General features: G+C 66.2%; 24 protein-coding genes. 20 read left to right on the forward strand and 4 right to left on the reverse strand.

Translation table 11 applies throughout. The annotated features are described in order from the left end of the window. Positions 1-80: 80 nt before the first annotated feature. Entirely contained in the window at positions 81-1,154 is a 1,074-nt protein-coding gene (locus A8G00_RS02620; protein ID WP_172451730.1) for an aromatic ring-hydroxylating dioxygenase subunit alpha, read from the reverse strand. A 249-nt stretch (positions 1,155-1,403) separates the two neighbouring features. Between A8G00_RS02620 and A8G00_RS02625 the strand changes: the two genes are divergently transcribed. Further along, positions 1,404-3,143, forward strand: coding sequence for a sigma-54-dependent Fis family transcriptional regulator (locus A8G00_RS02625; RefSeq protein ID WP_099186570.1), 1,740 nt, complete (start codon positions 1,404-1,406; stop codon positions 3,141-3,143). A gap of 16 nt (positions 3,144-3,159) precedes the next feature. Here A8G00_RS02625 and A8G00_RS02630 read toward each other — a convergent pair whose 3' ends face one another. Next, positions 3,160-3,939, reverse strand: coding sequence for a LysR substrate-binding domain-containing protein (locus tag A8G00_RS02630; protein ID WP_253257889.1), 780 nt, complete (start codon positions 3,937-3,939; stop codon positions 3,160-3,162). Further along, positions 3,855-4,085, reverse strand: a complete 231-nt coding sequence (locus A8G00_RS25530; RefSeq protein ID WP_253257890.1) for a LysR family transcriptional regulator — start codon at positions 4,083-4,085, stop codon at positions 3,855-3,857. The genes A8G00_RS02630 and A8G00_RS25530 overlap by 85 nt, the downstream gene beginning before the upstream one ends. Before the next feature lie 121 nt (positions 4,086-4,206). On the opposite strand from A8G00_RS25530, the gene A8G00_RS02635 reads away from it, so the two are divergent. The 19 genes from A8G00_RS02635 to A8G00_RS02725 all read left to right on the forward strand — a co-directional run bounded on the left by A8G00_RS02635 (position 4,207) and on the right by A8G00_RS02725 (position 21,681). Next, positions 4,207-5,649, forward strand: a complete 1,443-nt coding sequence (locus tag A8G00_RS02635) for a 2-hydroxymuconic semialdehyde dehydrogenase (protein ID WP_102999886.1) — start codon at positions 4,207-4,209, stop codon at positions 5,647-5,649. Beyond that, positions 5,646-6,455, forward strand: a complete 810-nt coding sequence (locus A8G00_RS02640; RefSeq protein ID WP_083199059.1) for a fumarylacetoacetate hydrolase family protein — start codon at positions 5,646-5,648, stop codon at positions 6,453-6,455. Before A8G00_RS02635 ends, A8G00_RS02640 begins: the two co-directional genes overlap by 4 nt. Next, positions 6,448-7,233 (forward strand): 2-keto-4-pentenoate hydratase, encoded by a 786-nt coding sequence (locus tag A8G00_RS02645; protein ID WP_102999887.1) that lies wholly within the window; start codon positions 6,448-6,450, stop codon positions 7,231-7,233. The genes A8G00_RS02640 and A8G00_RS02645 overlap by 8 nt, the downstream gene beginning before the upstream one ends. Continuing rightward, entirely contained in the window at positions 7,233-7,436 is a 204-nt protein-coding gene (locus tag A8G00_RS02650) for a tautomerase family protein (protein WP_025548043.1), read from the forward strand. Before A8G00_RS02645 ends, A8G00_RS02650 begins: the two co-directional genes overlap by 1 nt. Then, on the forward strand, positions 7,433-8,326 hold the full coding sequence (locus tag A8G00_RS02655) for an acetaldehyde dehydrogenase (acetylating) (RefSeq protein ID WP_172451731.1): 894 nt from the start codon (positions 7,433-7,435) through the stop codon (positions 8,324-8,326). Before A8G00_RS02650 ends, A8G00_RS02655 begins: the two co-directional genes overlap by 4 nt. Beyond that, the gene (gene dmpG / locus A8G00_RS02660; protein WP_102999888.1) at positions 8,323-9,369 is read left to right on the forward strand and encodes a 4-hydroxy-2-oxovalerate aldolase; all 1,047 of its coding nucleotides are present in this window, start codon (positions 8,323-8,325) and stop codon (positions 9,367-9,369) included. The genes A8G00_RS02655 and dmpG overlap by 4 nt, the downstream gene beginning before the upstream one ends. A gap of 29 nt (positions 9,370-9,398) precedes the next feature. After that, positions 9,399-10,172, forward strand: a complete 774-nt coding sequence (locus A8G00_RS02665) for an SDR family oxidoreductase (RefSeq protein WP_102999889.1) — start codon at positions 9,399-9,401, stop codon at positions 10,170-10,172. Between the two features lie 15 nt (positions 10,173-10,187). Then, positions 10,188-10,613, forward strand: coding sequence for a tautomerase family protein (locus A8G00_RS02670; protein WP_102999890.1), 426 nt, complete (start codon positions 10,188-10,190; stop codon positions 10,611-10,613). A 131-nt stretch (positions 10,614-10,744) separates the two neighbouring features. Then, positions 10,745-11,092 (forward strand): 2Fe-2S iron-sulfur cluster binding domain-containing protein, encoded by a 348-nt coding sequence (locus A8G00_RS02675; RefSeq protein WP_102999891.1) that lies wholly within the window; start codon positions 10,745-10,747, stop codon positions 11,090-11,092. Further along, complete coding sequence (locus A8G00_RS02680; RefSeq protein ID WP_102999892.1) at positions 11,089-11,535, forward strand: heme-binding protein; 447 nt, start codon at positions 11,089-11,091, stop codon at positions 11,533-11,535. Before A8G00_RS02675 ends, A8G00_RS02680 begins: the two co-directional genes overlap by 4 nt. Further along, positions 11,536-12,468, forward strand: coding sequence for a catechol 2,3-dioxygenase (locus tag A8G00_RS02685; protein WP_102999893.1), 933 nt, complete (start codon positions 11,536-11,538; stop codon positions 12,466-12,468). Positions 12,469-12,532: 64 nt separating this feature from the next. Then, positions 12,533-15,082 (forward strand): TonB-dependent receptor, encoded by a 2,550-nt coding sequence (locus A8G00_RS02690; protein WP_102999894.1) that lies wholly within the window; start codon positions 12,533-12,535, stop codon positions 15,080-15,082. Between the two features lie 293 nt (positions 15,083-15,375). Then, the gene (locus A8G00_RS02695) at positions 15,376-15,627 is read left to right on the forward strand and encodes a phenol hydroxylase subunit (RefSeq protein ID WP_025548028.1); all 252 of its coding nucleotides are present in this window, start codon (positions 15,376-15,378) and stop codon (positions 15,625-15,627) included. 23 nt (positions 15,628-15,650) lie between these two features. Beyond that, positions 15,651-16,646: a phenol hydroxylase gene (locus A8G00_RS02700; RefSeq protein ID WP_044661077.1), complete on the forward strand. Its 996-nt coding sequence runs from the start codon at positions 15,651-15,653 to the stop codon at positions 16,644-16,646. Further along, positions 16,643-16,915 (forward strand): MmoB/DmpM family protein, encoded by a 273-nt coding sequence (locus A8G00_RS02705; protein ID WP_007684796.1) that lies wholly within the window; start codon positions 16,643-16,645, stop codon positions 16,913-16,915. The genes A8G00_RS02700 and A8G00_RS02705 overlap by 4 nt, the downstream gene beginning before the upstream one ends. A gap of 3 nt (positions 16,916-16,918) precedes the next feature. Next, a complete protein-coding gene (locus A8G00_RS02710) occupies positions 16,919-18,475 on the forward strand; it encodes a YHS domain-containing protein (RefSeq protein ID WP_102999895.1) in 1,557 nt (518 codons plus the stop codon). A gap of 51 nt (positions 18,476-18,526) precedes the next feature. Then, entirely contained in the window at positions 18,527-18,886 is a 360-nt protein-coding gene (locus A8G00_RS02715; protein ID WP_102999896.1) for a phenol hydroxylase subunit P4, read from the forward strand. Further along, positions 18,886-19,944, forward strand: coding sequence for an NADH:ubiquinone reductase (Na(+)-transporting) subunit F (locus A8G00_RS02720; RefSeq protein ID WP_102999897.1), 1,059 nt, complete (start codon positions 18,886-18,888; stop codon positions 19,942-19,944). Before A8G00_RS02715 ends, A8G00_RS02720 begins: the two co-directional genes overlap by 1 nt. Positions 19,945-20,013: 69 nt before the next feature. After that, entirely contained in the window at positions 20,014-21,681 is a 1,668-nt protein-coding gene (locus A8G00_RS02725; protein ID WP_025548019.1) for a sigma-54-dependent Fis family transcriptional regulator, read from the forward strand. 16 nt (positions 21,682-21,697) lie between these two features. Here the strand turns inward: A8G00_RS02725 and A8G00_RS02730 are convergent, their stop codons facing one another. Continuing rightward, positions 21,698-23,104: a sulfatase gene (locus A8G00_RS02730; protein WP_102999898.1), complete on the reverse strand. Its 1,407-nt coding sequence runs from the start codon at positions 23,102-23,104 to the stop codon at positions 21,698-21,700. Between the last annotated feature and the right edge of the window lie 21 nt (positions 23,105-23,125).

A 23,125-nucleotide genomic window follows, 5' to 3' on the forward strand; every position in this document is an offset into this window, starting at 1 on the left:
GCCGACCTGTTTTCGCGCCTGACGCCCGGCGCTTCTTGCCGATGAAGCGCGAAATCCCGGCGCCGCCCGACTATTTTGGTTCAGGACCGGGCAACGGCGCGGCCCCATCCACTTGAAGTCGCATTTTCATTATCTATCGCCCGTTGCAGCTGTCGGCGTACCTTCACGGCCGCCAGATCGTTGGACAGCAGCATGGGTTTGAGGTCGAAGAATTCCTCGCCCCCCATCTCCCTTTGGCTCGCGGCGATGATGGGGCCATCTTCCGTCTCGAACGCCGCGTGCATGGCCGCCGTCTTGAACCTGTTATAGTCTCCATCCTCTTCCGCATGGTTTCGGCGCGTGGCGAAGAAATAATGGGTCTCATTCTCGTCGCCGGGCGTGCAGCTGTGCAGGTCATATTGGCTGACGCCCTGTTCGAAGGGCACATCGTCCTGCGCGGCCGCGATCGACAACTGGATGTTGGCGGGCGCCGTCCATGTGACGCGGATGCTGTGCCGCGCCGTCTCCTCCGGGCGGGGCAGGAAGGGGGCGAAGATTCCGATGGGCGGGGTCTGGCTGTAGTCCCAACTGGCCGAAACGCTGTGATCCGTTTCCTCCACCTGCGGGATCAGCGGCGACAATTGTCCGCGCGTCGTGATGATCTCGCCATGGACGTAGTCGACATGGCTGAGGTCCATGACATTGTCCAGGATCAGCCGGTAATCGACCGGCAACTTCATATAGGTGTGACCGACGCCGTTGGCATGGCCCTCATCCAGCGGCGCGAAGTCGGGAAGCAACGAGGGATCGGCGGCCTCCTCCGCCATCCAGATCCACAGGAAGCCGTGCCGTTCGATCAGCGGAAAGCTGCGCACGACCTGTCCCTTGGGCAATTGGCCGCGGCCGTGCGGGTTGTGGACGCAATGCCCGCCCGCGTCGAACCGCAGTCCATGATAGGGGCAGGCGATGGCGTCGCCCACCCGGCTGCCCATGGAAAGCGGGGCGAAGCGGTGCGGGCAGCGGTCCTGAAGTGCGACCGCCTCTCCCCGCGCATCGCGGTAGATCAGGATCGACATGCCCAATATCCGGCGGTGGAAAAGCTGCGTCGCATCGATTTCGCTGGAGAGGGCGGCGACGTACCAGGCGCGCTTGAGGTACAGGCTCTTTGCAGACATGATGATCCTTTTCCCATGGTCGCCGCACGGATGGCGGCTGATGCGGATCGTTCAGCAAGCAGCGTGCCAGATTGCGCGTCTCCGCCCCGTCCGTTCCGCATAAGCGGGCCGAAATCCCGTTCTTCCCGGACAAGGGGTGGGAAGGACATGCCGCGCACGACCCCTTGGATGGGGGTGGAACAGGATCGGACTGTTGAAAATCATCTGCTTCTTCCCCTATGATTGTCGAATAATCGACAGGAGTGGGGCATGGCGCGGGCAGGCGGATCGGCATCGGGCAAGTCGGGACTGGGGACCGCATTTCACGATGGCGGAGTCGCGCCCACCGGGGACCGCGACCTTGCCGACCTGCGCGACAGCTTCCATTTCGACCCCGCAAGCGCGGAGATCCGCCTGGGCAAGCGGCGGATGCTGCTGGTCGACGACATCGTTCTCGGCCAGTTGCGGCGCGAACTGGTGCGCGCGCTAGGCTATGAAAGCGCGCGCATGCTGATGTCGCGCATCGGCTATGGCACTGGCGTCGCGGATGCGCAGCTCGCGCAGGAATTGCGGCATCGCGGCAGCCTGGAGGACATCTATCGCGCCGGTCCGCAATTCCATGCGCTGAAGGGGGCCGTGCAGGTCGAGGAACTGGCGTTCGAGGCGGATTTCGAGGGCGGGCGCTTCTACGGCGAATATGTCTGGCACAATTCGGCGGAATGCGCGTCCCATGTGCAGGAAATGGGCATCGGCGCGCATCCGGCGGGATGGCAGCAGGCGGGATATGCATCGGGCTATGCCTCCACCTTCTTCGGCCGGCCGATGGTGTTCCGCGAACTGGAATGCATCGCGATGGGGCATGACCGCTGTTATCTGGTCGGGCGGCCGGCGGACGAATGGCCGGACGCCGACGCCGAACTGCGCTGGTTCCGCGCCGACACCTACAGCCGCCGGCCGGTGCCGCCGGACAGCGCAGGGCCGGTGGACGTGGACCTGCATATGGGCGCGCGCGCGATCGTGGGCGCGTCGTCCGGCTTCAACACGGTGCTGCATCTGGTGGACAAGGTCGCGCCCACCATGGCGCCCGTGCTGTTCCTGGGCGAAAGCGGCGTCGGCAAGGAAGTGTTCGCGCGCGAACTGCACAAGCGCAGCCGGCGCGCCGACAGGCCGATCGTCGCGGTCAATTGCGCCGCCATTCCGGAGACATTGCTGGAGGCGGAATTGTTCGGGGTGGAGAAGGGCGCCTTCACCGGCGCCGTCGCGACGCGCCCCGGCCGGTTCGAGCGGGCCGCCGGCGGCACCCTGTTCCTCGATGAGATCGGCACGCTGTCCCTCGCCGCGCAGGGCAAGCTGCTGCGCGTTTTGCAGGACGGCGATTATGAGCGGGTGGGCGGGACGAAGACGCTGACCGCCGACGTCCGCCTGATCGCCGCCACCAATGCCGACCTGCGCGCCGAGATGGAGGCGGGCCGTTTCCGCGCCGACCTGTTCCACCGGCTGAGTCCCTTTCCCGTCTATATCCCGCCGCTGCGGGAGCGCCGGGCGGACATCCCGGTGCTGGCCAATCATTTCCTTGCCCGCCTCTGCCAGCGGCACGGCCGCGGCCTGCTGCGCCTGGAGGCGGAGGTCGTGCGCGCCTTCCACGACTATGGCTGGCCGGGCAATATCCGCGAGATGGAGAATCTGGTGGAGCGGGGCGTCATCCTGGCGGCGGATGGGGAGGCGATCGGCCTGCACCATCTGACGCTGGGCGTGGGCAACCGGACAGAAGGCTTCGTGCCCGACCCGTTCCGCGATTTCGTCGCGCGCCGTTTTCGCCAGCATGGCAGGGGCGCTGAGCAGGATGTCGGCGCGATGCTGCTCGACAGCGGACTCAGCCAGCAACAGATCGCGGATCAACTGATTGCGGCCGCCCTGTGCCGCAGCGGCGGCAATGTCAGCGCCGCCGCCGCCGCGCTGGGCATGACGCGCGCGCAGGTGCAATATTGGAAGGGGCGGCGGGGCGGATGAAGGGCCCCGCCGGAAATCAACGGCCGTGGTCGGACGGCCGCTCCGTCACCATCTTCACCGCCTGCCGGAAACCGTCGATCAGCGGCGATTCGTCGCCGGAACGGTAGATCATGCACAGGTCGAACGCGGCCGGACCGTCATCTTCGGCCAGCGGTACATAGACCACATCCGGCAATTGCAGCGTCCGCGCCGATTCCACCGCCGCCGCCAGTCCCACGCCGCTCGACACGAAGGCGACGGCCGTCACCACGTCGTCGACCGTCTGCACGACATTGGGTTCGATGTTGAGGTCGTGAAAGGCGCGCAGCAGGAAATTGCTGAACCCGCCCGACTGGCTGGCGCGGGGATAGAAGATCATCGGTTCCCCCGCCAGGTCCGACAGGGCGATGGATGTACGGCCCGCCAGCCGGTGGTTGCGCGGCATGGCGATGATCATCGGCTCGTGCACCACGGTTTCCCATTGCAGTCCGGGATATTCCAGGAAGAACCGGTTGAAGCCGATGGCGATCCGCCGTTCCTGCAACGCCTTCACCTGTGTGTCGCGGTCCATATTGTGCAGGATCACCTCGACATTGGGATAGCGCTTTCGGAAATCGAGCACGATGCGCGGCACGATGTCGAGCACGGCGGACCCGAACACGCCCACGTCCAGCCGGCCGAGCGCGCCCTGACCGATCAGTTGCGTCGTGGCGCAGGCCTGCTCCACCAGGTTCAGGATGTTGACCGCCTCCGTATAGAGGGCCTGCCCGGCGGCGGTGGGTTCGACGCCATGACGCTTGCGCACCAGCAGGGACACGCCAGCACTTCCTCCAGATACTGGATCTGGCGGGTCAGCGGCGGCTGGGACAGATGGAGTTCCTGGGATGCGCCCCGGATGCTGCCATGGCGCACGGTCTCGACGAAATAGCGCAGGTGGCGGATGTCGATGCGGTTCGCGAACATGTCTTGCGCCTTTCGATGCCAGTCGAGATATGCCTTACAGGTATCTCAAAGCGTATAAAACAGTATTATTGGGTAAGGCTATTCTTCGTTAGAAGGTCAGGCAACGACATGGAGAGGACAGTTGGCGCATTTCCAGCATTTCATCGACGGAACCTTCACGCAGGGAACGTCCGGCAGGACTTTCCCCAAATATCGGCCCAGCGATGGAGCGCTGATCGGCCATGTGCATGAGGGCGGCCGCGCCGAAATCGACCTGGCGGTGCAGGCGGCGCGGGCGGCGCAGAAGGGCCCCTGGGCAAGGCTGACGGTGGATGATCGGTCCGACCTGATGCGGGCCGTCGCGGACGGCATCGTCCGGCGCTTCGACGATTTCGTGGCGGCGGAAATGGCCGATACCGGCCAGCCCCGGTCGATGATGGAACATGCCTTCATCCCGCGCGGCGCGGCCAATTTCCGGATCTTCGCCGACGTGGTGAAGAATGTCGCGACCGAGAGCTTCCAGACGCCGACTCCGGACGGGCGGGGCGCTCTCAACTATGCGATCCGCAAGCCCAAGGGGGTGATCGGCGTCATCTGCCCATGGAACGCGCCGCTGCTGCTGATGACGTGGAAGGTCGCGCCGGCGCTCGCCTGCGGCAACAGCGTGATCGTGAAGCCGTCGGAGGAGACGCCGGGCACCGCGACCCTGCTGGGCGAGGTGATGAACGATGCGGGCGTGCCCGCGGGCGTCTATAATGTCGTCCACGGCTTCGGCCCGGACAGCGCGGGCGGATATCTGACCCAGCATCCGGGCGTCGACGCGATCACCTTCACGGGGGAGACGCGCACCGGCACCGCCATCATGCAGGCGGCGGCGCATGGCCTGCGCGACGTGTCCTTCGAATTGGGCGGCAAGAACAGCGCGATCGTCTTTGCCGACGCCGACCTCGACCTGACGCTGGAGGCGCTAGGCCGATCCGTCTTCCTCAATTGCGGGCAGGTGTGCCTGGGCACCGAGCGGGTGCTGGTCGAGCGGCCGCTGTTCGAGGCGCTGGTCGCGGGTCTCAAGGAAAAGGCGGAGGCGCTCAGGCCCGGCGCGACCCTGGGCCCGCTCATCTCCGCCGAGCACCGCGAAAAGGTGCTGTCCTATTATGCGAAGGCCGTGGAGGAGGGCGCGAATGTCGTGACCGGCGGCGGCGTGCCGACCATGCCCGACGAACTTTCGGGCGGCCATTGGGTGCAGCCGACGATCTGGACCGACCTGGCGGACGAGGCGTCGGTCTGGAACGAAGAGATTTTCGGTCCCTGCTGCCACATCCGTCCCTTCGACAGCGAGGAGGAGGCCATCGCCGTCGCCAATGCGACCGATTACGGCCTTTCCACCGCCATCTTCACGCGGGACCTGTCGCGCGCGCACCGCGTCGCGGCGGAGGTCGACGTGGGCATCACCTGGGTCAACAGCTGGTTCCTGCGCGACCTGCGCACGCCCTTCGGCGGCACCGGGCATAGCGGCATCGGCCGGGAAGGCGGGGTCCACAGCCTCGAATTCTATACCGAGCTGCGCAACATCTGCGTGAAGCTGTGACCGTGCTGGACGCGGCCGCCATCGCCCGGCACGGCGACGAACTGTACGAGGCGCTGGTCGCCGGCGCGACCGTCCCCAATCTGCGGGACCGGGTGCCGGGCATCACCATCGTCGATGCCTACCACATCCAGGCCCGCATGATCGGGCGGCGCGTCGCCGCGGGCGAGACGGTCGTCGGCAAGAAGATCGGCGTCACCTCCCGGGCCGTGCAGAACGCCATCGGCGTGTTCGAACCGGACTTCGGCATATTGACCAGCGCCATGGCCTATGACGATGGCGCGACCGTCCCGATCGAAGCGCTGATCCAGCCCAAGGCGGAGGCGGAGATCGCCTTCGTCCTGAAACGCGACCTGAAAGGCCCGGGCGTCACGGCGGCGGACGTGCTGGCGGCGACGGACCATGTCCGCGCCTGTTTCGAGATCGTCGACAGCCGCATCACGAACTGGGACATCCGCATCCAGGACACGGTGGCCGACAACGCCTCCTGCGGCGTCTATGCGCTGGGCCGCGAGAAGATCGATCCGCGCGACGTGGATCTGGCGCTGGCCGGCATGTGGGCGGAGCGCAATGGCGAGCAGGTGGCCGTGGGCGTGGGCGCGGCCGTGCAGGGATCGCCCGCCAATGCGGTCGCCTGGCTCGCCAATACGCTGGGCCGGCTCGACATGCCCTTCCTGGCCGGGGAGGTGATCCTGTCCGGCGCGCTGGGGCCGATGTTCCCGGTGGGCGAGGGCGACCATATCGCCATGCGCATCGGCGGGATCGGCGATTGTTCCCTGACCTTCGGCCGGAGGACCGCCGATGCTTGATGCAGCAGCCATCGCCGAACTGGCGAACCGGGTGGACGGCGCCCAGTCGAACCGCCACACCATCGCGAAGCTGACCGACGATTATCCGGGCATGACCGTCGATGACGGCTATGCCGTGCAGGACGAATGCCTGCGCCGCTGGCAGGCGCGGGGCCGGGCGCTGATCGGCTACAAGGCCGGTCTCACCTCGCGGGCCAAGATGATCCAGATGGGCGTCGACGTGCCGAGCTTCGGCCTGCTGATGCGCGACACATGCGATGCGGAAGGCGGCGTGGTGCCGACCGCCGGGCTGATCCATCCGCGCGTCGAGGGGGAAATCGCCTATGTCATGGCCCGCGACCTGTCCGGCCCGGCCGTTTCCATCGATCAGGTCCATGCCGCGACGGACTTCATCCAGCCCGCCATCGAGATCCTCGACAGCCGGTTCGAGAAGTTCAGGTTCGACCTGCCGAGCGTCGTCGCGGACAATGGCTCCAGCGCCCGCTTCGTCATGGGCGGGCGGATGCGGCGGCCCGATGATGTCGACCCCGCGACCATCGGCATCGTGCTGGAAATCAACGGCGAGGCGGCGGCGCTGGCCTGTTCGGGCGCGGTGCTGGGCCATCCCGCCCGCGCCGTGCAGATGCTGGTCGCCTGGCTTCATGAGCGGGGGCGGATATTGCCCGCCGGCTCGGTGGTACTGACCGGCGCCGCGACGGAAGCGATGCCGATCGCGAAAGGCGACATCGTTTGCGCCCGCTTTCAGGACATGGGCAGCATCAATGTGAGGATAGACTGATGCCGATTATATCCGTGGTCATAGGGGAAGGCCGCTCGATGGAAAAGAAATGGGCCTTCATCCGCGCCCTCACCAGGGCGACGGTCGAAACCATGGACGTGCGTCCCGACCAGGTGCGCGTGATCCTGAACGAAACCCCCTTGGACCATTATGCCGTCGCCGGCGTGACGTTCGGCGAAAAGGCGCAGCAGGGACAAAGTTGATGACCAAAGTGAAATGCGCCATCATCGGGCCGGGCAATATCGGCACCGACCTGCTCTACAAGCTGCTGCGTTCCGACAGGCTGGAGCCGGTCTGGATGGTCGGCGTCGATCCGGCGTCCGAAGGGCTGGCGCGGGCGCGAGAGCTGGGGCTGAAGACCACCGATGCGGGCGTCGACGGCCTGGTGCCGCATGTCGCGAGGGACGGCGTGAAGATCGCGTTCGACGCGACGTCGGCCTATGTCCATGCCGAAAACAGCCGCAAGCTGAACGAGCTGGGCGTGCTGATGATCGACCTGACGCCGGCGGCCATCGGTCCGCTTTGCGTGCCGGCGGTCAACCTGGCGCAGCAGGCGCGCGACGGCGCGGTCAACGTCAACATGGTGACCTGCGCGGGTCAGGCGACGATCCCGATGGTGAACGCGGTCAGCCGCGTCCAGCCGGTCGATTATGCGGAGATCATCGCGACCGTGGCGTCCAGGTCGATCGGCCCTGGCACCCGCAAGAATATCGACGAATTCACCCGCACCACCTCCGCCGCGATCGAGAAGGTGGGCGGCGCTGCGAAGGGCAAGGCGATCGTCGTCGTCAATCCCGCCGAACCGCCGCTGATGATGCGCGACACCGTCTATTGCGAGACCGCCGACGAGCCGGACCGGGACGCGATCGCCGCTTCCGTGCAAGAGATGATCGCGCAGGTGCAGCGCTATGTGCCGGGCTATCGGCTGAAGAACGGGCCGACCTTCGAGGGGCGCAAGGTCTCCATCTTCCTGGAGGTCGAGGGGCTGGGCGACTTCCTGCCCCGATATGCGGGCAATCTGGACATCATGACCGCCGCCGCCGCGCGCACGGGCGAGATGTTCGCGCAGGAGATGATGGAGAGCGTGCAATGACGACGACGGCGCAGATCAAGGGCCGGAAGGTCAAGCTGCATGACATGTGCCTGCGCGACGGCATGCATTCGATGCGGCACCAGATCAGCCTGGACCAGATGATCGCCATCTCGACCGGGCTGGACGAGGCGGGCGTGCCCCTGTTGCAGGTGACGCATGGCGATGGTCTGGGCGGTTCGTCGCTCAACTATGGGCGCGGCGCGCATAGCGACCGCGACTATATCACCGCCGTCGCGTCCCGCATGAAGAACGCCACCGTGTCGGTGCTGCATGTGCCGGGCATCGGCACGCTGGACGAACTGCGCATGGCGGCGGATTGCGGCGCGGGCTGCGTCCATGTCGCGTCCCACTGCACGGAGGCGGACGTGACCGAACAGCATATCGGCCTCGGCCGGAAGCTGGGGCTCGACACGGTGGGCTTCCTGATGATGGCGCACATGACCTCGGTCGAAACGCTGGTCGAACAGGCGCTGCTGATGGAAGGCTATGGCGCGACGACCGTCTATTGCGTCGACAGCGCCGGTTACATGCTGCCCGAAGATGTGACGGCGCGGATCGGCGCGTTGCAGGACGCATTGCAGGCGGAGACGGAGATCGGGTTCCACGGCCATCACAATCTTGGCCTTGGGATCGCCAATTCGCTGGCCGCCGTGGCGGCGGGGGCCAGCCGGATCGACGGGTCCGCCGCCGGTTTCGGCGCTGGCGCCGGCAACACCCCGCTGGAGGTCTTCGCCGCCGTATGCGAGCGGATGGGGGTGGAAACGGGCGTCGACACCTTCCGCCTGATGGACGTCGCGGAGGAGCGGGTGCTGCCGATGATGGCGAAGCCCCCGCGCGCCGACCGGGACAGCCTGACGCTGGGCTATGCCGGGGTCTATTCCACCTTCCTCTACGCGGCCAAGGATTGCGAGCGCAAATATGGCCTGCCCGCCCGCGACCTGCTGGTCGAACTGGGCCGCCTGAAGATGATCGGCGGGCAGGAGGACATGATAGAGGATACCGCCCTCACAATGGCGAAGGAGCGCGGGCTGATTTCGGCCTGACGCCCGGTTTTCAGATCGGAGTGAAGAGCATGTCCGTTCCGGGCAGGAATTTCGGCGCCCATTGCGTGGTCGTCGGCGCGAGCGGCGCATTGGGCAAGGCGATCGTCGCCGGGCTGGTGGCGCGCAAGATGCATGTCGTCGCGGTGGCGCGGTCGCGCGAGCCGCTGGAGGCGCTGGTCGATCGCCATGGCGCGGGCGTGGTGATGCCGGTCGTGGCCGACTTCGCGTCCGACGATGCGGTCGATGCGCTTCGGGCGCGGCTGGACCGGCCGGTCGCCATGGTCGTCCATGCGCCCGGCGTGCCGGTGGCGGGCGGCATTCGCGCCGCGCCCACCGACGCGCTGGTGGAGGCCTGCAACATCAAGGTCGGCGGCTTCGTCCGGCTGGTGCGCGCGGTGGAGGACCGACTGCGCCGCCACAGCCGCCTCGTCGCGATCGGCGGCCATTACGGGTTCGAGCCGACCGCCTATGCCGCCACCGCCGGGGTCGCCAATGCGGCGCTCGCCAATGTGGTGCGGCAGATGAGCTGGGCCTATGGCGGGGAGGGGATCACCGCCCATCTTGTCGCCCCCGGCCCCGCCGATACCGATCGGCTGCACAAGGTCGCGGCGGCGCGGGCGTCGGAAAATGGCGGCTCGGTCGCGGACGAGCTGGACGCGATGCGCGGCGAATCCGCCATCGGCGCGCTCACCACCCCGGGCCAGGTCGCCTGGGCCGTGGCGATGCTGCTCGATGCGGAGGCGGACGCCATGGCGGGCGCGGCGATAATGCTGGACGCGGGCCGCCGGCGCGGCCTGCCCTGAGGAAGGAGAAGCGGCATGCCCATCGTGCAATTCCATCTGGTGGCGGACCAATATCCGGAAGAAGCCGTCGCCGCGCTGCTGGAGGCAGCCTCGTTCTTCTATGTGCAGGCGCTCTATCCCACGGTTTCGCCGCCGCCCCTGGAGCGGGTGCGCGCTTTCGTCACGAGCGTGCCGGCGCATCGCTGGGCGACGGCCGGCCGGCTGGTCAGCGATGGCGGGGCGCCCGCGCCCTGGTTCACCTGCATCGCCCTCGAAGGCCGCCCGACAGAACAGTTGCAGACCCTGGCGGCGGGGTTCACCGACCTTGTCGAACGCCATCTGGGCTGCGACCGGTCGCTGATACGCGGTACGGTGATGCCGGTCGCCCCCGCGCTGTGGAGCATCGGCGGCGTTCCCGCCAGCGAGGTGCGCGCGTCCGAAGCATCGCTGCGCGCCGGATGACGGGCCACGGATGATGGGCAGGGGTGATGCGCATGGAGTATCACAGGCGAGCGGAAAGGGTATTTGTCGGTAATTCACCCCATGATTATGATCGGTGAAAAGAACAGAATGACTGGCAGGAGAGAGATCGGATGGACGATCGCGATGTTGAAGGCCTGACCCAAGCGGCGCCGTTTCAGATAGAGATAGGGGGCGTGCGCTTTCCCTGCCGCGCCGACCAGAGCCTGCTGGCGGCGATGATCGCGACCGGGCGCAAGGCGCTGGCCGTGGGATGCCGCAGCGGCGGGTGCGGCGTCTGCCGCATCCGGATACAGGCGGGCCGCTGTTCCACCGGGCATATGAACCGCGCCGTGGTGAGTGCCGCCGATGAGCAGTCGGGCATCGTCCTGGCCTGCCGCGCCTATCCGTCGAGCGACATTTGCGCCGTGCCATTGCCGCGCGCATCCTTCGGCGCCGCCCCGGTCGGCCGCGCCGCATGAGCGCCGTCGCGGAGATCGGCGCCCCCGCGGCGCAGGCGGTGGAGCGGATGCTGTCCGCCGGCCGCGCTCGCGCGGAGGCGATCGGCGCCCGCGTGCATGTCGCGGTCGTGGATGGGGCGGGCAATCTCGCGGGCTATCTGCGGATGCCGGGATCGTTCCTTAGTTCAGGCGAACTGGCGATCGACAAGGCCTATACCGCTGCCAGCTTCGCAATGGCGACGCGCGATTTCGGCGCGCTGCTGGAGCAGGCGCCCCGCCCGGTGCGTGACGGTTTGCTGCGCCGGCCGCGCCTGACGGAAGTTCCGGGCGGCTGTCCCGCCGAGGTGCAGGGGCGCCTGATCGGGGCGGTCGGCGTGTCGGGCGGCAGCGAAGTGGAAGACGAGGACATCGCCGCAGCCGCCCTGGCGGCCATGCTGCGCGACGATATTTCTGGGAGAGAATGAATGGCGATTCGTGGATTGCTCCGGGTCGGCGAAGTGTGCGTCAGGGTGTTCGACATCGACGACGCGCGCCGCCACTATGGCGAGCGGATGGGTCTTATCGAAACCTATCAGGGCGACCCCGACAGGCTCTATTACAAGGTCGCGGACGAGCATGACTGGTATTCGCTGGTCCTGCAGAAGGCCGATGCGCCCGGCGTCGAATATTTCGCCTTCCGCACCTATGAGGATGCGGAGATCGACCATTTCGCCGCGGCGCTGACCGAATATGGCCTTGCCGTCGAACATGTCGGGCCGGGCGTGTATCCCAAGAGCGGCCGGCGCATCCGCTTCACCCTGCCGTCGGGTCATGTCATGCACATCTATGCCGACAAGGAGAAGATCGGCAACGGCATGCCGACCCGCAACCCCGGCACCATTCCCGACGAAGGCTATATTCGCGGCTTCCGCTGCGTGCGGCTGGACCATGTGCTGCTGGGCGGCCCCAACATCGTCGAGAACAGGGACATCTTCACCGGGATATTCGGCTTCACCGTCAGCGAGGAACTGGTCACGCAGGGGGACGAGACCCGGCTTGCGGTCTTCCTTTCCTGCTCCAACAAGCCGCATGACATCGCCTTCATCCTGCAACCGGATGGCAGCCGCTTCCACCATGTCTCCTTCCTGCTGGATTCGGTGAACGACCTGTTCCACGCGGGCGACCTGATCGGCAAATATGAAATCCCGGTCGACGTGTCGGTGAACCGCCATGGGGTGACGCGCGGCGCGACCATCTATTTCTTCGATCCGTCGGGCAACCGCAATGAAGTCTTCACCGGCGGCTATGTCCATTATCCCGACACCCCGACGCTGACCTGGGACACCAGCCAGTTGGGCAAGGCCACTTTCTCGCAGGACAATATGCCGCGCGAGAGCTTTCTGAACGTTCTGACCTGACGGTCATCGACAAGACAGGCCGCGACAAGGCGGCCGATACATAAGGGACAAGGGGAGTTTTATCATGAAGTCTGGAATTTCGAACGGCGCGTCCGCGCTGGCGGTGGCGCTCGTCCTTTCGACATCGGCCGCGATGGCGCAGGACGCCGCCGCGCCGCAGGAGAATGTCGGCCTCCAGGACATCGTCGTCACCGCGCAGAAGCGCTCCGAAAGCGCACAGCAGGTGCCGATCGCCATTTCCGCCGTCACGTCGGAAGCGCTCCAGTCCAAGGGGCTGACCGACATCGCCAGCATTTCCGGGCAGGCGCCCAACGTCACCCTGAAAAGCTCCGGCGCGTTCGGCGGGTCCAGCTCGACCCTCTTCACCTATATCCGCGGCATCGGCCAGAATGATTTCGGCTTCAACCTGGAACCGGGCGTGGGCGTCTATGTCGACAATGTCTACCTCGCCCGCAACATCGGCGCGAATGTCGACCTGCTGGACCTTCAGCGCGTCGAAGTGCTGAAAGGACCGCAGGGCACGCTGTTCGGCCGCAACACCATCGGCGGCGCGCTCAACATCGTCACTTCCGATCCGGGCGACGAATGGAAGGTGAAGGGCGAAGTCACGACTGGCCGCTACGATCGCGTCGACGTGCGCGGCGCGCTGGAAGCGCCGCTGGCGCCGGGCGTGCTGCACATGGGCCTCGCCTTCTCCACCAAGCATCGCGACGGCTGGCAGAAGCGCATTCCCTATGAGGGCGATACCGGCAACAACCCGATCTGGCTGCTGGCGACCGGCGGCGCGTCGGGCGGCCCCGCCAACGGCAATACGGACGGCGCGATCCTCTTCCCGACGACGGCGAAGGACAGGCCCGACCGGTCGGGCAACATGAACCAGACCGCCGTGCGCCTGAAATTCCTGTTCACGCCCAATGACAGGCTCACCATGCGGCTGATCGGCGACTATCTGAACGTGGATGAGCAGGCGACGCCCTTCTCGCTGCTGGCGGTCAACCAGAATGCCTATGTCGCGCTCTACAACACCTGCATCTCGGGCAATCCGGCCTTCTACGCGCCGGTCGCCGCGCTGGCGGGCGTGCCGGCCGCCGGCGTGACCGACCTGTGCCAGGGCGTGCGCGGCAATGCCGGGTCGCCGGCCGGCATCCAGCCTTCGCTGGAAAGCCAGGCGGGGCAGAACCTGCCCTATGACAACCGCTATGTGATCCGCAACGCGGACGGCAGCATCAATCCCGATCTCAGCTACGCCAGCGGCGCCAATTACAACAAGATCGACAATTACGGCATCAACGGCCAGATCGATTACGACCTGACCGATGCGCTGACGATCAAGTCGATCACCGCCTATCGGCGGCTGAAGTCCAAATTCGGCGCCGACATCGGCGGCGCGCCCTTCTCCGCGCTCGCGCCCACCTTCGCGGATTGGGAAAACCAGCTTTCGCAGGAAGTGCAACTGGTCGGCAATATCTGGGAAAACCGCTGGAAATTCGTGCTGGGCGGCTATTATTTCCACGAATATGGCCGCCACGCGGACCGGGTGCCCTTCATCGGCGGCATGATCCAGATCGTGTCGAACGACCGTTACGACACCAAATCCTATGCCGCCTTCATGCACAACAATATCGATGTCATCCCCGACAGGCTGGGGCTGACCCTCGGCATCCGCTATACCCGCGACGACAAGCGCTTCACGGGCACGCAGCGGGACGAAAACGCCTTCGGCCTGCGCCTGACCCAGGCGCCGCCCGCGCTCGTCCTGCCCGATCCCAACGACATCTACCGCGTCTATCCGCTGGGCGAAAACAGCATGTCGTTCGAAAATGTCTCCTACCGGATCGGCGCGGAATATCACATCAACCGCCGGGTGATGGCCTATGCCTCCTATGCCACGGGCTACAAGGGCGGCGGCTGGACCACGCGCCTGACGCTGCCCAATTTCACCGTCGTCAACGGCGTGCCGGTCAAGCTGCCCGCGCCGACCTTCGGCCCGGAAAAGGCCTATACGACGGAAATCGGCATCAAGTCCGAACTGTTCGACCGCCGCGTCCGGCTGAACGTCGCGGCCTTCAACACGGAATATAACAGCATCCAGCTCACCTTCCAGAACGGATCGTCCCCGGTCACAGCCAATGGCGGGGACGGACGCATCCGGGGCGTGGAGGCCGAGCTGAACCTGGCCCCGGTGCGCAACTGGACGCTGGACGCCAGCCTTGGGTATCTGGACGCGGAATATCAGAGCATCCTGCCCGGCGTGCCGCTGACGGGGAAGGAGAAGTTCGTGAACACGCCCAAATGGCAGGCGCAGGCGGGCACCGCCTACACTTTCGAGACGAGCGGCATCGGCAGCTTCACGCCGCGGGTCGACTGGACCTATGCCAGCAAGACCTACAATGACGAGGCGAATACGCCGGTGCTGGCCACGCCGGCAGGCAGCTTCTTCAACGGTTCCGTCACCTGGCGCGCGCCCGGCGAACGCTACGAAATTCAGGCCGGGGTCACCAACATCGCCGACCGCCGCGCCGTCGTGTCCGGCTACACCAATGCGGAGGCGATCTATTCGGGCGTATTCAGCCGCCCGCGCGAATGGTTCCTGACCCTGCGCGTGCGCAACTGAGGACAAGGGGGTTCCCGTGGCCGGTCGGGCGTCGCGGGACAGAGGGCGCAAGGGACGGTTCCCGCGCGCGGCCTGCCATGACCGTCCGGATCGGCTGCCTCCGCAGCCCGGTCCGGGCGGTCCTTTTTTGGGCGGGTGGGGGCGGGCGCGATTTCGACAAAATTGTCGACGGCGGCCCGCCCATGACAAAATTGTCGATGCGGCGTGCGCGAAAGAGCCCGGATTTCCGGGAAAGTCGAACTGGCATGGGCCTTGCTAAACAGAAAGGACAAGGCAACAGCCGGGAGAGGAAGATGGCGGAACGACCGCAATCCGACATATTGGACGCGAAGTTCGTGCGCGTCCGCAATCGCCGCGAAAACGGCCTGATCGAATTCGACTTCGCCATCGGCGCCCCGGAAATCTTCGTGGAACTGCTGATGCCGACCGCGGCGTTCGAGGAATTCTGCGCTGTCAACCGCGTGACCGACGTGACCGGCCAGCCGCTGGAGCAGGACGATTTCGACGCCCGGCTGGCGCGGGTGCTCGCCGGCGAAGCCCGATAAGCAAGAGAGGAGAGACCGACCCCATGCAGATGGACCTGCGCACCGTCACCATCGCGCCGCAGCGGCAGACCTATGGCCATGTCGCGCGCCATATCGGCGGCGACAAGCCGGCGTCCCGCTATCAGGAGGGCACGATCGGCCTCCAGACCACGGGCAACCAGCATTATCGTCCGCTCTGGGACCCGGCCCACGATTATTTCGACGAGAGCCGCACGAAGCTGAAGATGGCGGACTGGTACGCCTTCCGCGATCCGCGCCAATATTATTACGGCAGCTACGTCCTGGCCCGCGCCAGGCAGCAGGAAGCGGCGGAGGCCGCCTTCGACTTCGTGGAGACGCGGGGGCTGGCCGACGCATTGCCCGACGACATCCGCGCCCTCGCGCTCGACCTGATCCTGCCGCTGCGCCACGTCGCCTGGGGCGCGTCCATGAACAATGATTTCATCGCCGCCTATGGCTATGGCACGGGCATCACCCAGCCGGCGCTTTATTATGCGATGGACCAGCTGGGCATCGCGCAGTTCGACACGCGCCTTGGCCTGCTGCTCGCCGAACCCGAAGCGCTGGACGCGGCCAAGGAGGCGTGGCTGCACGACGTGCGCTGGCAATCGCTGCGCCGCCTGGTCGAGGACCTGTTCGTGGAGCAGGACTGGTTCGAACTGTTCGTAGCGCAGGATCTGGTGCTCGACGGCCTGCTCTATCCCCTGGTCTTCCAGACGATCGTCGACGGCGACCTGGCGCAGCGCGGCGGCGCGGCGGTGGCGATGGTCACGCAGTTCCAGAATGAATGGGCGGCGGAAACGCGCAAATGGGTCGACGCGCAGATCAAGGCGGCCTGTGCCGACGATGCGGGCAATGCCGCGCTGATCGGCCAGTGGATCGCCAAATGGACGCCGCGCGCCGCCGCGGCGCTCTGTCCGCTGGCCGAAATGGGGCTGGGGGACAGGTCCGCCGCCGTCATGGACGAACTGTGCGCCGCGCTCGACGCCCGCGCCGCCAGGGCGGGGGTCCGCGCATGAGCAGCACCGTCTTCCTCGCGCTTCAGGCCAATGACGACACCCGCCATGTCATCGACGCGATCATGGCGGACAATCCCGCCGCCAGCCTGGACCCGCAGCCGGCGATGGTGCGCATCACCGCGCCGGGCACGCTGGTCGTGCGCCGCGAAACGATCGAAGAGCTGATCGGCCGCGATTTCGACCTTCAGGAACTGCACGTCAACATGATCTCCCTGTCGGGCCGCGTGGACGAGACCGACGACATCTTCACTCTGAGCTGGGACCGCTGAGCCATGGACATGCCCGTCACGAAGAAGAAGAAACTCGGCCTCAAGGAACGCTATGCGCTGATGACGCGTGGCCTGGGCTGGGAACCGAGCTATCAGCCGATCGACGACATCTTCCCGATGGACCGGTTCGAGGGGATCAGGATCCACGACTGGGACGCATGGGAAGACCCGTTCCGCCTCACCATGGACGCCTATTGGAAATATCAGGCGGAAAAGGAGCGGAAGCTCTACGCCATCGTCGACGCCTTCGCCCAGAGCAACGGCCATCTCACCCTGTCCGACGCGCGCTACATCAATACGGTGAAGCTGTTCGTCAACGGCTTCGCGCCGCTGGAATATATGTCGCACCGGGGGTTCGCCCATATCGGGCGGCAATTCCGGGGCGTCGGCCCGCGCGTCGCCTGCATGATGCAGTCGCTGGACGAAATGCGCCATTCGCAGACGCAGATCCACGCCATCAGCAACTATAACCGCTATTATAGCGGCATGGCGGAGTTCCGCCATCATCACGACTATCTGCCCTATCTTCAGGTGCCCAAGAGCTTCTTCGAGGATGCGGCGACCGGCGGCCCGTTCGAATTCATCGTCGCCATCGGCTTCGCCTTCGAATATGTGCTCACCAACCTCGTCTTCGTGCCGTTCATTTCGGGCGCGGCCTATAATGGCGACATGGGCGCGATGACCTTCGGCTTTTCCGCCCAGTCGGACGAGGCGCGGCACATGACCCTGGGGCTGGAGGTCATCAAGTTCGTGCTGGAGCAGGACCCGGCCAATGTCCCCATCGTCCAGAAATGGCTGAACAAATGGACCTGGCGCGGCGTGCGGCTGCTGACGCTGGTCGCGATGATGCAGGATTACATGCTGCCCAAGCGGGTGATGAGCTGGGCGGAGGCGTGGGAAATCTATTTCGAGGAGAATTGCGGCGCCCTGTTCCGCGATCTCGCCCGATACGGCATCGTCATGCCGCCCTGCGTCGAGCAGATCAGGCTGGAGCGCGACCACCTGTCCCATATCGCATGGTGCCATTTCTATCAGGCGCGCGGCACCAGCGACTTCCATGTCTGGCTGCCGTCGAAGGAGGACATGGACTGGCTGTCCGCCAAATATCCGGACACGTTCGACCGCTATTACCGTCCGCGCTATGAATATTGGGCGAAGTGCGAAGCGGAAGGAAAGCCGTTCGAGGCGACGGCCGTGCCGATGCAGTGCCAGGTCTGCCAGATTCCGATGATGTTCACCGAACCGGGCGATCCGCTGACACTGTGCCAGCGCCATGCCGACTACAAGGGCGAGCAATATCATTTCTGCTCCGACCATTGCCGCGATATTTTCGAGGATGAGCCGGAAAAATTCATCCAGTCGAAGATCGCCGGGCATGAGGTCTTCAAGGGCAACGCCTTCCGCCCCGGCACGGACCCGACGGCCGAGGGCTTCAATCCCGCCGCCGAGGCGCTGGCTTTCTTCCGCATCGAACATGGTCGCGACAACGGCCTGCACAACGGGTCCACGGATGAAAGGAACTTCGCCATGTGGCGCGGCCTTGCAAAGGCCAACGACTGACAGCCGGCCACACCGCCCTCACGGAAGGGATCATATTCCAGGAGAGACATCATGGCCGTCAAAGCCATCGACACCTATGAATTCGAACCGGCCGACAAGGCTGAAAATTTCCACGGCGCCCGCCTCGTCTATGCCGGCTGGGACGGGCATCTGCTCTTTTCCAGCCCCTATGCCTGGCCGTTGCCGCCGGACCTGCCCTTCGCGCACTTCATCGCCGGACCCATGGCGGAGATTTTCGGCCAGCATCCCGACTGGGCGGGGATCGACTGGGACAGCGCCGTCTGGACCCGTAACGGCGAAGCCTTCGCCCCCGACATGCAGGCCAGCATCGCGGCCAACGGCCTCAGCCACAAGGATGCGCTGCGCTTCCGCACGCCCGGCCGCGACGGCCTGAACGGAGCCGGCATCTGATGAGCTACACGCTGACCATCGAAACCACCGGCGACGAGGTGGAAGTGGCGGAGGGGCAGACCATCCTCGACGCCTGCCTGCGCGCGGGCATCTGGTTGCCGCATGCCTGTTGTCATGGCCTGTGCGCCACCTGCAAGATCCAGGTGACGGACGGCGAAATCGACCATGGGGAGGCGTCCAGTTTCGCGCTCATGGATTTCGAGCGCGACGAGGGCAAGGCGCTGGCCTGCTGCGCCCGCCTTGAAAGCGATGTCAGCATAGAGGCGGATATAGAGGAAGACCCCGACGCATTGGGAATCCCGGTCGAGGATTTCGAGGGCGTCGTCACCCGCATCGATCCGCTGACCCCGACCATCAGGGGCATCCATGTCGCGCTGGATCGCCCGATCCGCTTCCAGGCGGGGCAATATGTGAACCTGACGGTGGGGGAGGAGGGGGTTCTGACCCGCGCCTTCTCCCTCGCCAGCAATCCCCATGCGCCCGGCGCCGTCGAACTCAATATCCGCATCGTGCCCGGCGGCGTCGGCACGACATGGATACATGAGCATCTGAAGGAGGGCGACCGGGTGAAGCTGTCCGGCCCCTATGGCCGCTTCTTCGTGCGCCATTCGGCGAAGGCGCCCATGCTCTTCCTGGCCGGCGGTTCGGGCCTGTCCTCGCCCCGCTCGATGATCCTCGACCTGATCGCCCGCAACGAGACGCTGCCGATCACGCTGGTCTATGGCGCGCGCAGCCGGGAGGAACTTTATTATCATGAAGAGTTCGAGGCGCTGGCCCGGACCCATGCCAATTTCCGCTACATCCCGGCGCTTTCGGACGAACCGGCGGACAGCGGCTGGGCGGGTTTCCGCGGCTATGTCCACGAAGCCGCCAGGGCGGCTTTCGACAATGATTTCCGCGGACACAAGGCCTATCTTTGCGGTCCGCCGGTGATGATCGAGGCCTGCCTCGCCACGCTGATGCAGGGGCGCCTGTTCGAAAAGGACATCTACACCGAAAAATTCTTCTCCGCCGCCGACGCGCAGCAGGTTCGAAGTCCGCTTTTCAGGCGCATCTGACCGGATATTGCGCTAGGATCGGGCTGAAAGCGGCGAAACGGCCGGACCGGCGAGGGGAGAAGGGCAAAGATGGCGAGCAAGGCGCTCGACGACCGATCGGGCCGGATCGACCTGTGGTCGAAATTGCGGTTCGACCCCGGCACCGGGACCGTCTGGCTGGACGAACAGCGGATGCTGCTGCTGCACGCCGGGTCGCTGGGCGCGCTGCGGGCGGAAATGGTGCGCACGCTGGGCGAAGGCCGGGCCGGCGCGCTGCTGATGCGCATGGGCTATCAATCCGGCATGCAGGATGCGGAGATCGCCCGCAAGATGGTGGGCGACCGCGATTATGAGGAGGTCTTCCTGCTGGGCCCCCGGCTGCACAAGCTGGAGGGGCTGGTGCAGGTGGAGACCATCCGGTGCGAGCTGGACCTGGACGCCGGGCGTTTCCACGGCGAGTTCCGCTGGACCGAAAGCTGGGAGGCGGAAAGCCAGATAGTCCATTTCGGCATCGGCGAACACGCCACCTGCTGGAACCAGTTGGGCTATGCCTCCGGCTATGTCAGCGCCTTCATGGGCCGCCCGGTCATCTTCCGGGAGACGATGTGCAAGGCGAAGGGCGACCCGCATTGCACCATCGTGGGCGAGATCGCGTCCGACCTGCCGGCGGACGACCCCTATCTGAAGGCCATGCACCCGGAGGACATAGCCGGCCAGTTGCGCGCCATGGCGGAGGAGATCGGGGAACTGCGCGCATCCCTGCGGCGGGAAAAGCAGGCCGGATCGCTGATCGGCCAGTCGCCCGCTTTCCTGAAGTCGATGAACCTGCTGCGCCGCGCCGCCGACAGCAGCATCACCGTCCTGCTGACCGGGGAAACGGGCGTCGGCAAGGAAGTGTTCGCCCATTGGCTGCACGATAACGGGCCGCGCCGCGACAAGCCCTTCGTCGCGATCAATTGCGGCGCCATCCCCCATGACCTGATCGAAAGCGAGCTGTTCGGCGTCGAGCCCGGCGCCTATACCGGCGCCCAGCGGCAGCGGCTCGGCCGGTTCGAGCGGGCGGACGGCGGCACGCTGTTCCTGGACGAGGTGGGCGACCTGCCCCTGCCCGCGCAGGTCAAGCTGCTGCGCGTGCTTCAGACGGGGGAGGTGGAGCGGCTGGGCGGCGACAGGCTGCGCCATGTCGATGTCCGCATCGTCGCGGCGACCAATGTCGATCTGGCATCGGCGGTGGCGGCCCGGACGTTCCGCGCCGACCTCTTCTACCGGCTTAACCCCTTTCCCGTCGCCATCCCGCCGCTGCGCGACCGGGCGGCCGACATTCCGCTGTTCGTCGAGGCGTTGGTGGAACGGCTCACCCGGCGGCACGGCAAGCCTGTGCGCGGCGTGTCCGACCAGGCGATGCGCGCGCTGATCGCCTATCGCTGGCCGGGCAATGTGCGCGAGCTGGAGAATGTGCTGGAGCGCGGCGTGCTGCTGGCCGAACCGGGCGGGCGGATCGACGTCGACACCCTGTCGATCGTGCTGGAACCCGACAGCCGCGAACAGGCGCATGTGCGCCCGGACGGCAGGCTGGCGGTCACTGGCGCGCCGCTGATACCCGACATCGAAAGGGCGCCGCTGCTGCTGGCGGATTATGAGGCCGCGCTGGTGGAGGAGGCGCTGCGCCGCGCCGGGGGCAATGTCGCGGATGCGGCGCGCATGCTCGGCATGTCCCGGCGGCAGCTCGACTATCGATTGAAGCAGGCGGGCGGCTGAACGCCGCGAACGCCCTTCATTCCCTGGGGCGGTCTGCGAACTTGCCCAGCATGTCCTCGCTATAGCTGTGATCCGGATAGGGCAGCATCTGCGCCAGCCAGCCGGCATGGGCGGCCTTGAGCTCGGCGACCTTGCCGGGCATCGCCGCCTTGCGGTCGGCGCGTTCGCGCTCATCCTGCGACAGGTCGAACAGATAGTCCCGCCCGTAGGACCTCAGATATTTCCACTGGCCGCTGCGCACCGCGATCTGGTCGCCGGCGCGGTGGCGCCAGAACAGCGTGCGGTCGGCCCTGCTGTCGACGTCGCGCAGGAAGGGCATCAGGTCGATGCCGTCCAGCCCCTCCACCCGGCCGGGGTCGCCGCCAGCCGCCGACAGCAGCGTGGGCAGCGCGTCCATCGACATGGTCACCTGCGCGCTGTCGCGCCCCTTGGGCAGATGGGCGGGCCAACTGACGATCAGGGGCACGCGGATGCCGCCCTCCAGCAATTCGCCCTTCATCCCGGTCAGCGGCCAACTGTCGGAAAAGCGCTCTCCGCCATTGTCGCTGGTGAAGATCACGATCGTGTCCTCCTCCAGCCCCAGCCGCGCCAGTTCGGCCAGCACGCGGCCGACATTGGCGTCCATGCTCTCCATCATCGCGGCATAGGCGCGGACATTGCCGCCGTCCATCTGGCGCGGATCGGCGGTGGCGCTGCCCTGGGCGGCGTCGCCGGGGCCCTGCCAGGGCCAATGGGGGGCGGTGAAGTGCAGGCTGATGAAGAAGGGGCGGTCCTGCCGCGCCGCCTGCTGCATCCGATCGATCGCCTTCGCGCCCAGCAGGTCGGTCAGATAGCCGGGGCGGTCGATTTCCGTCCGGTTCTCGAACAGCTTGCCCATGTCATGGCCGTTGATGCTGGTCGCATGGGCGAAATAGTCGGTGCCGCCCGACGCTATGCCGAAGAAATAGTCATAGCCGTGATCGAGCGGGCTGGAGGCCGGCAGTTCCCCCATATGCCATTTCCCGACCAGCGAGGTCGTATAGCCCAGATCCCGCAGCAGGCCGGGCAGGGTCCTGGTGCCGCGGGGCAGGGACAGTTCGGCGCCGTTGAAGGCGATCGGCTCCTCCAGCCCGATGCGGAACCGCCCCTGGTAACGGCCGGTCAGCAGGGCGACGCGGGTGGGTGAGCAGACGCAGCTATTGGCATAGGCGTTGCCGAACTTCACGCCCCGAGCGGCAATGGCGTCGATCGCCGGGGTCCGGATGTTGCGGCTGCCATAGCAGCCCAGGTCGGCATGGCCCATGTCGTCGGCCATGATATAGAGGATGTTGGGCCGGCGCGGGCCGGATCGCCCGCCGCGGGCGACGGCGGGGGCCGCCACCGCCGAACCCAGGGCGGCGAGCGCCGCCCGGCGCGTCATCGCGCCGGTCATCGATGTCTTCATGTCGTCAAACCTCCTGTCCGG

It is taken from the genome of Sphingobium sp. SA916 (assembly GCF_002894065.1).
Classification (GTDB): Bacteria; Pseudomonadota; Alphaproteobacteria; order Sphingomonadales; family Sphingomonadaceae; genus Sphingobium; species Sphingobium fuliginis.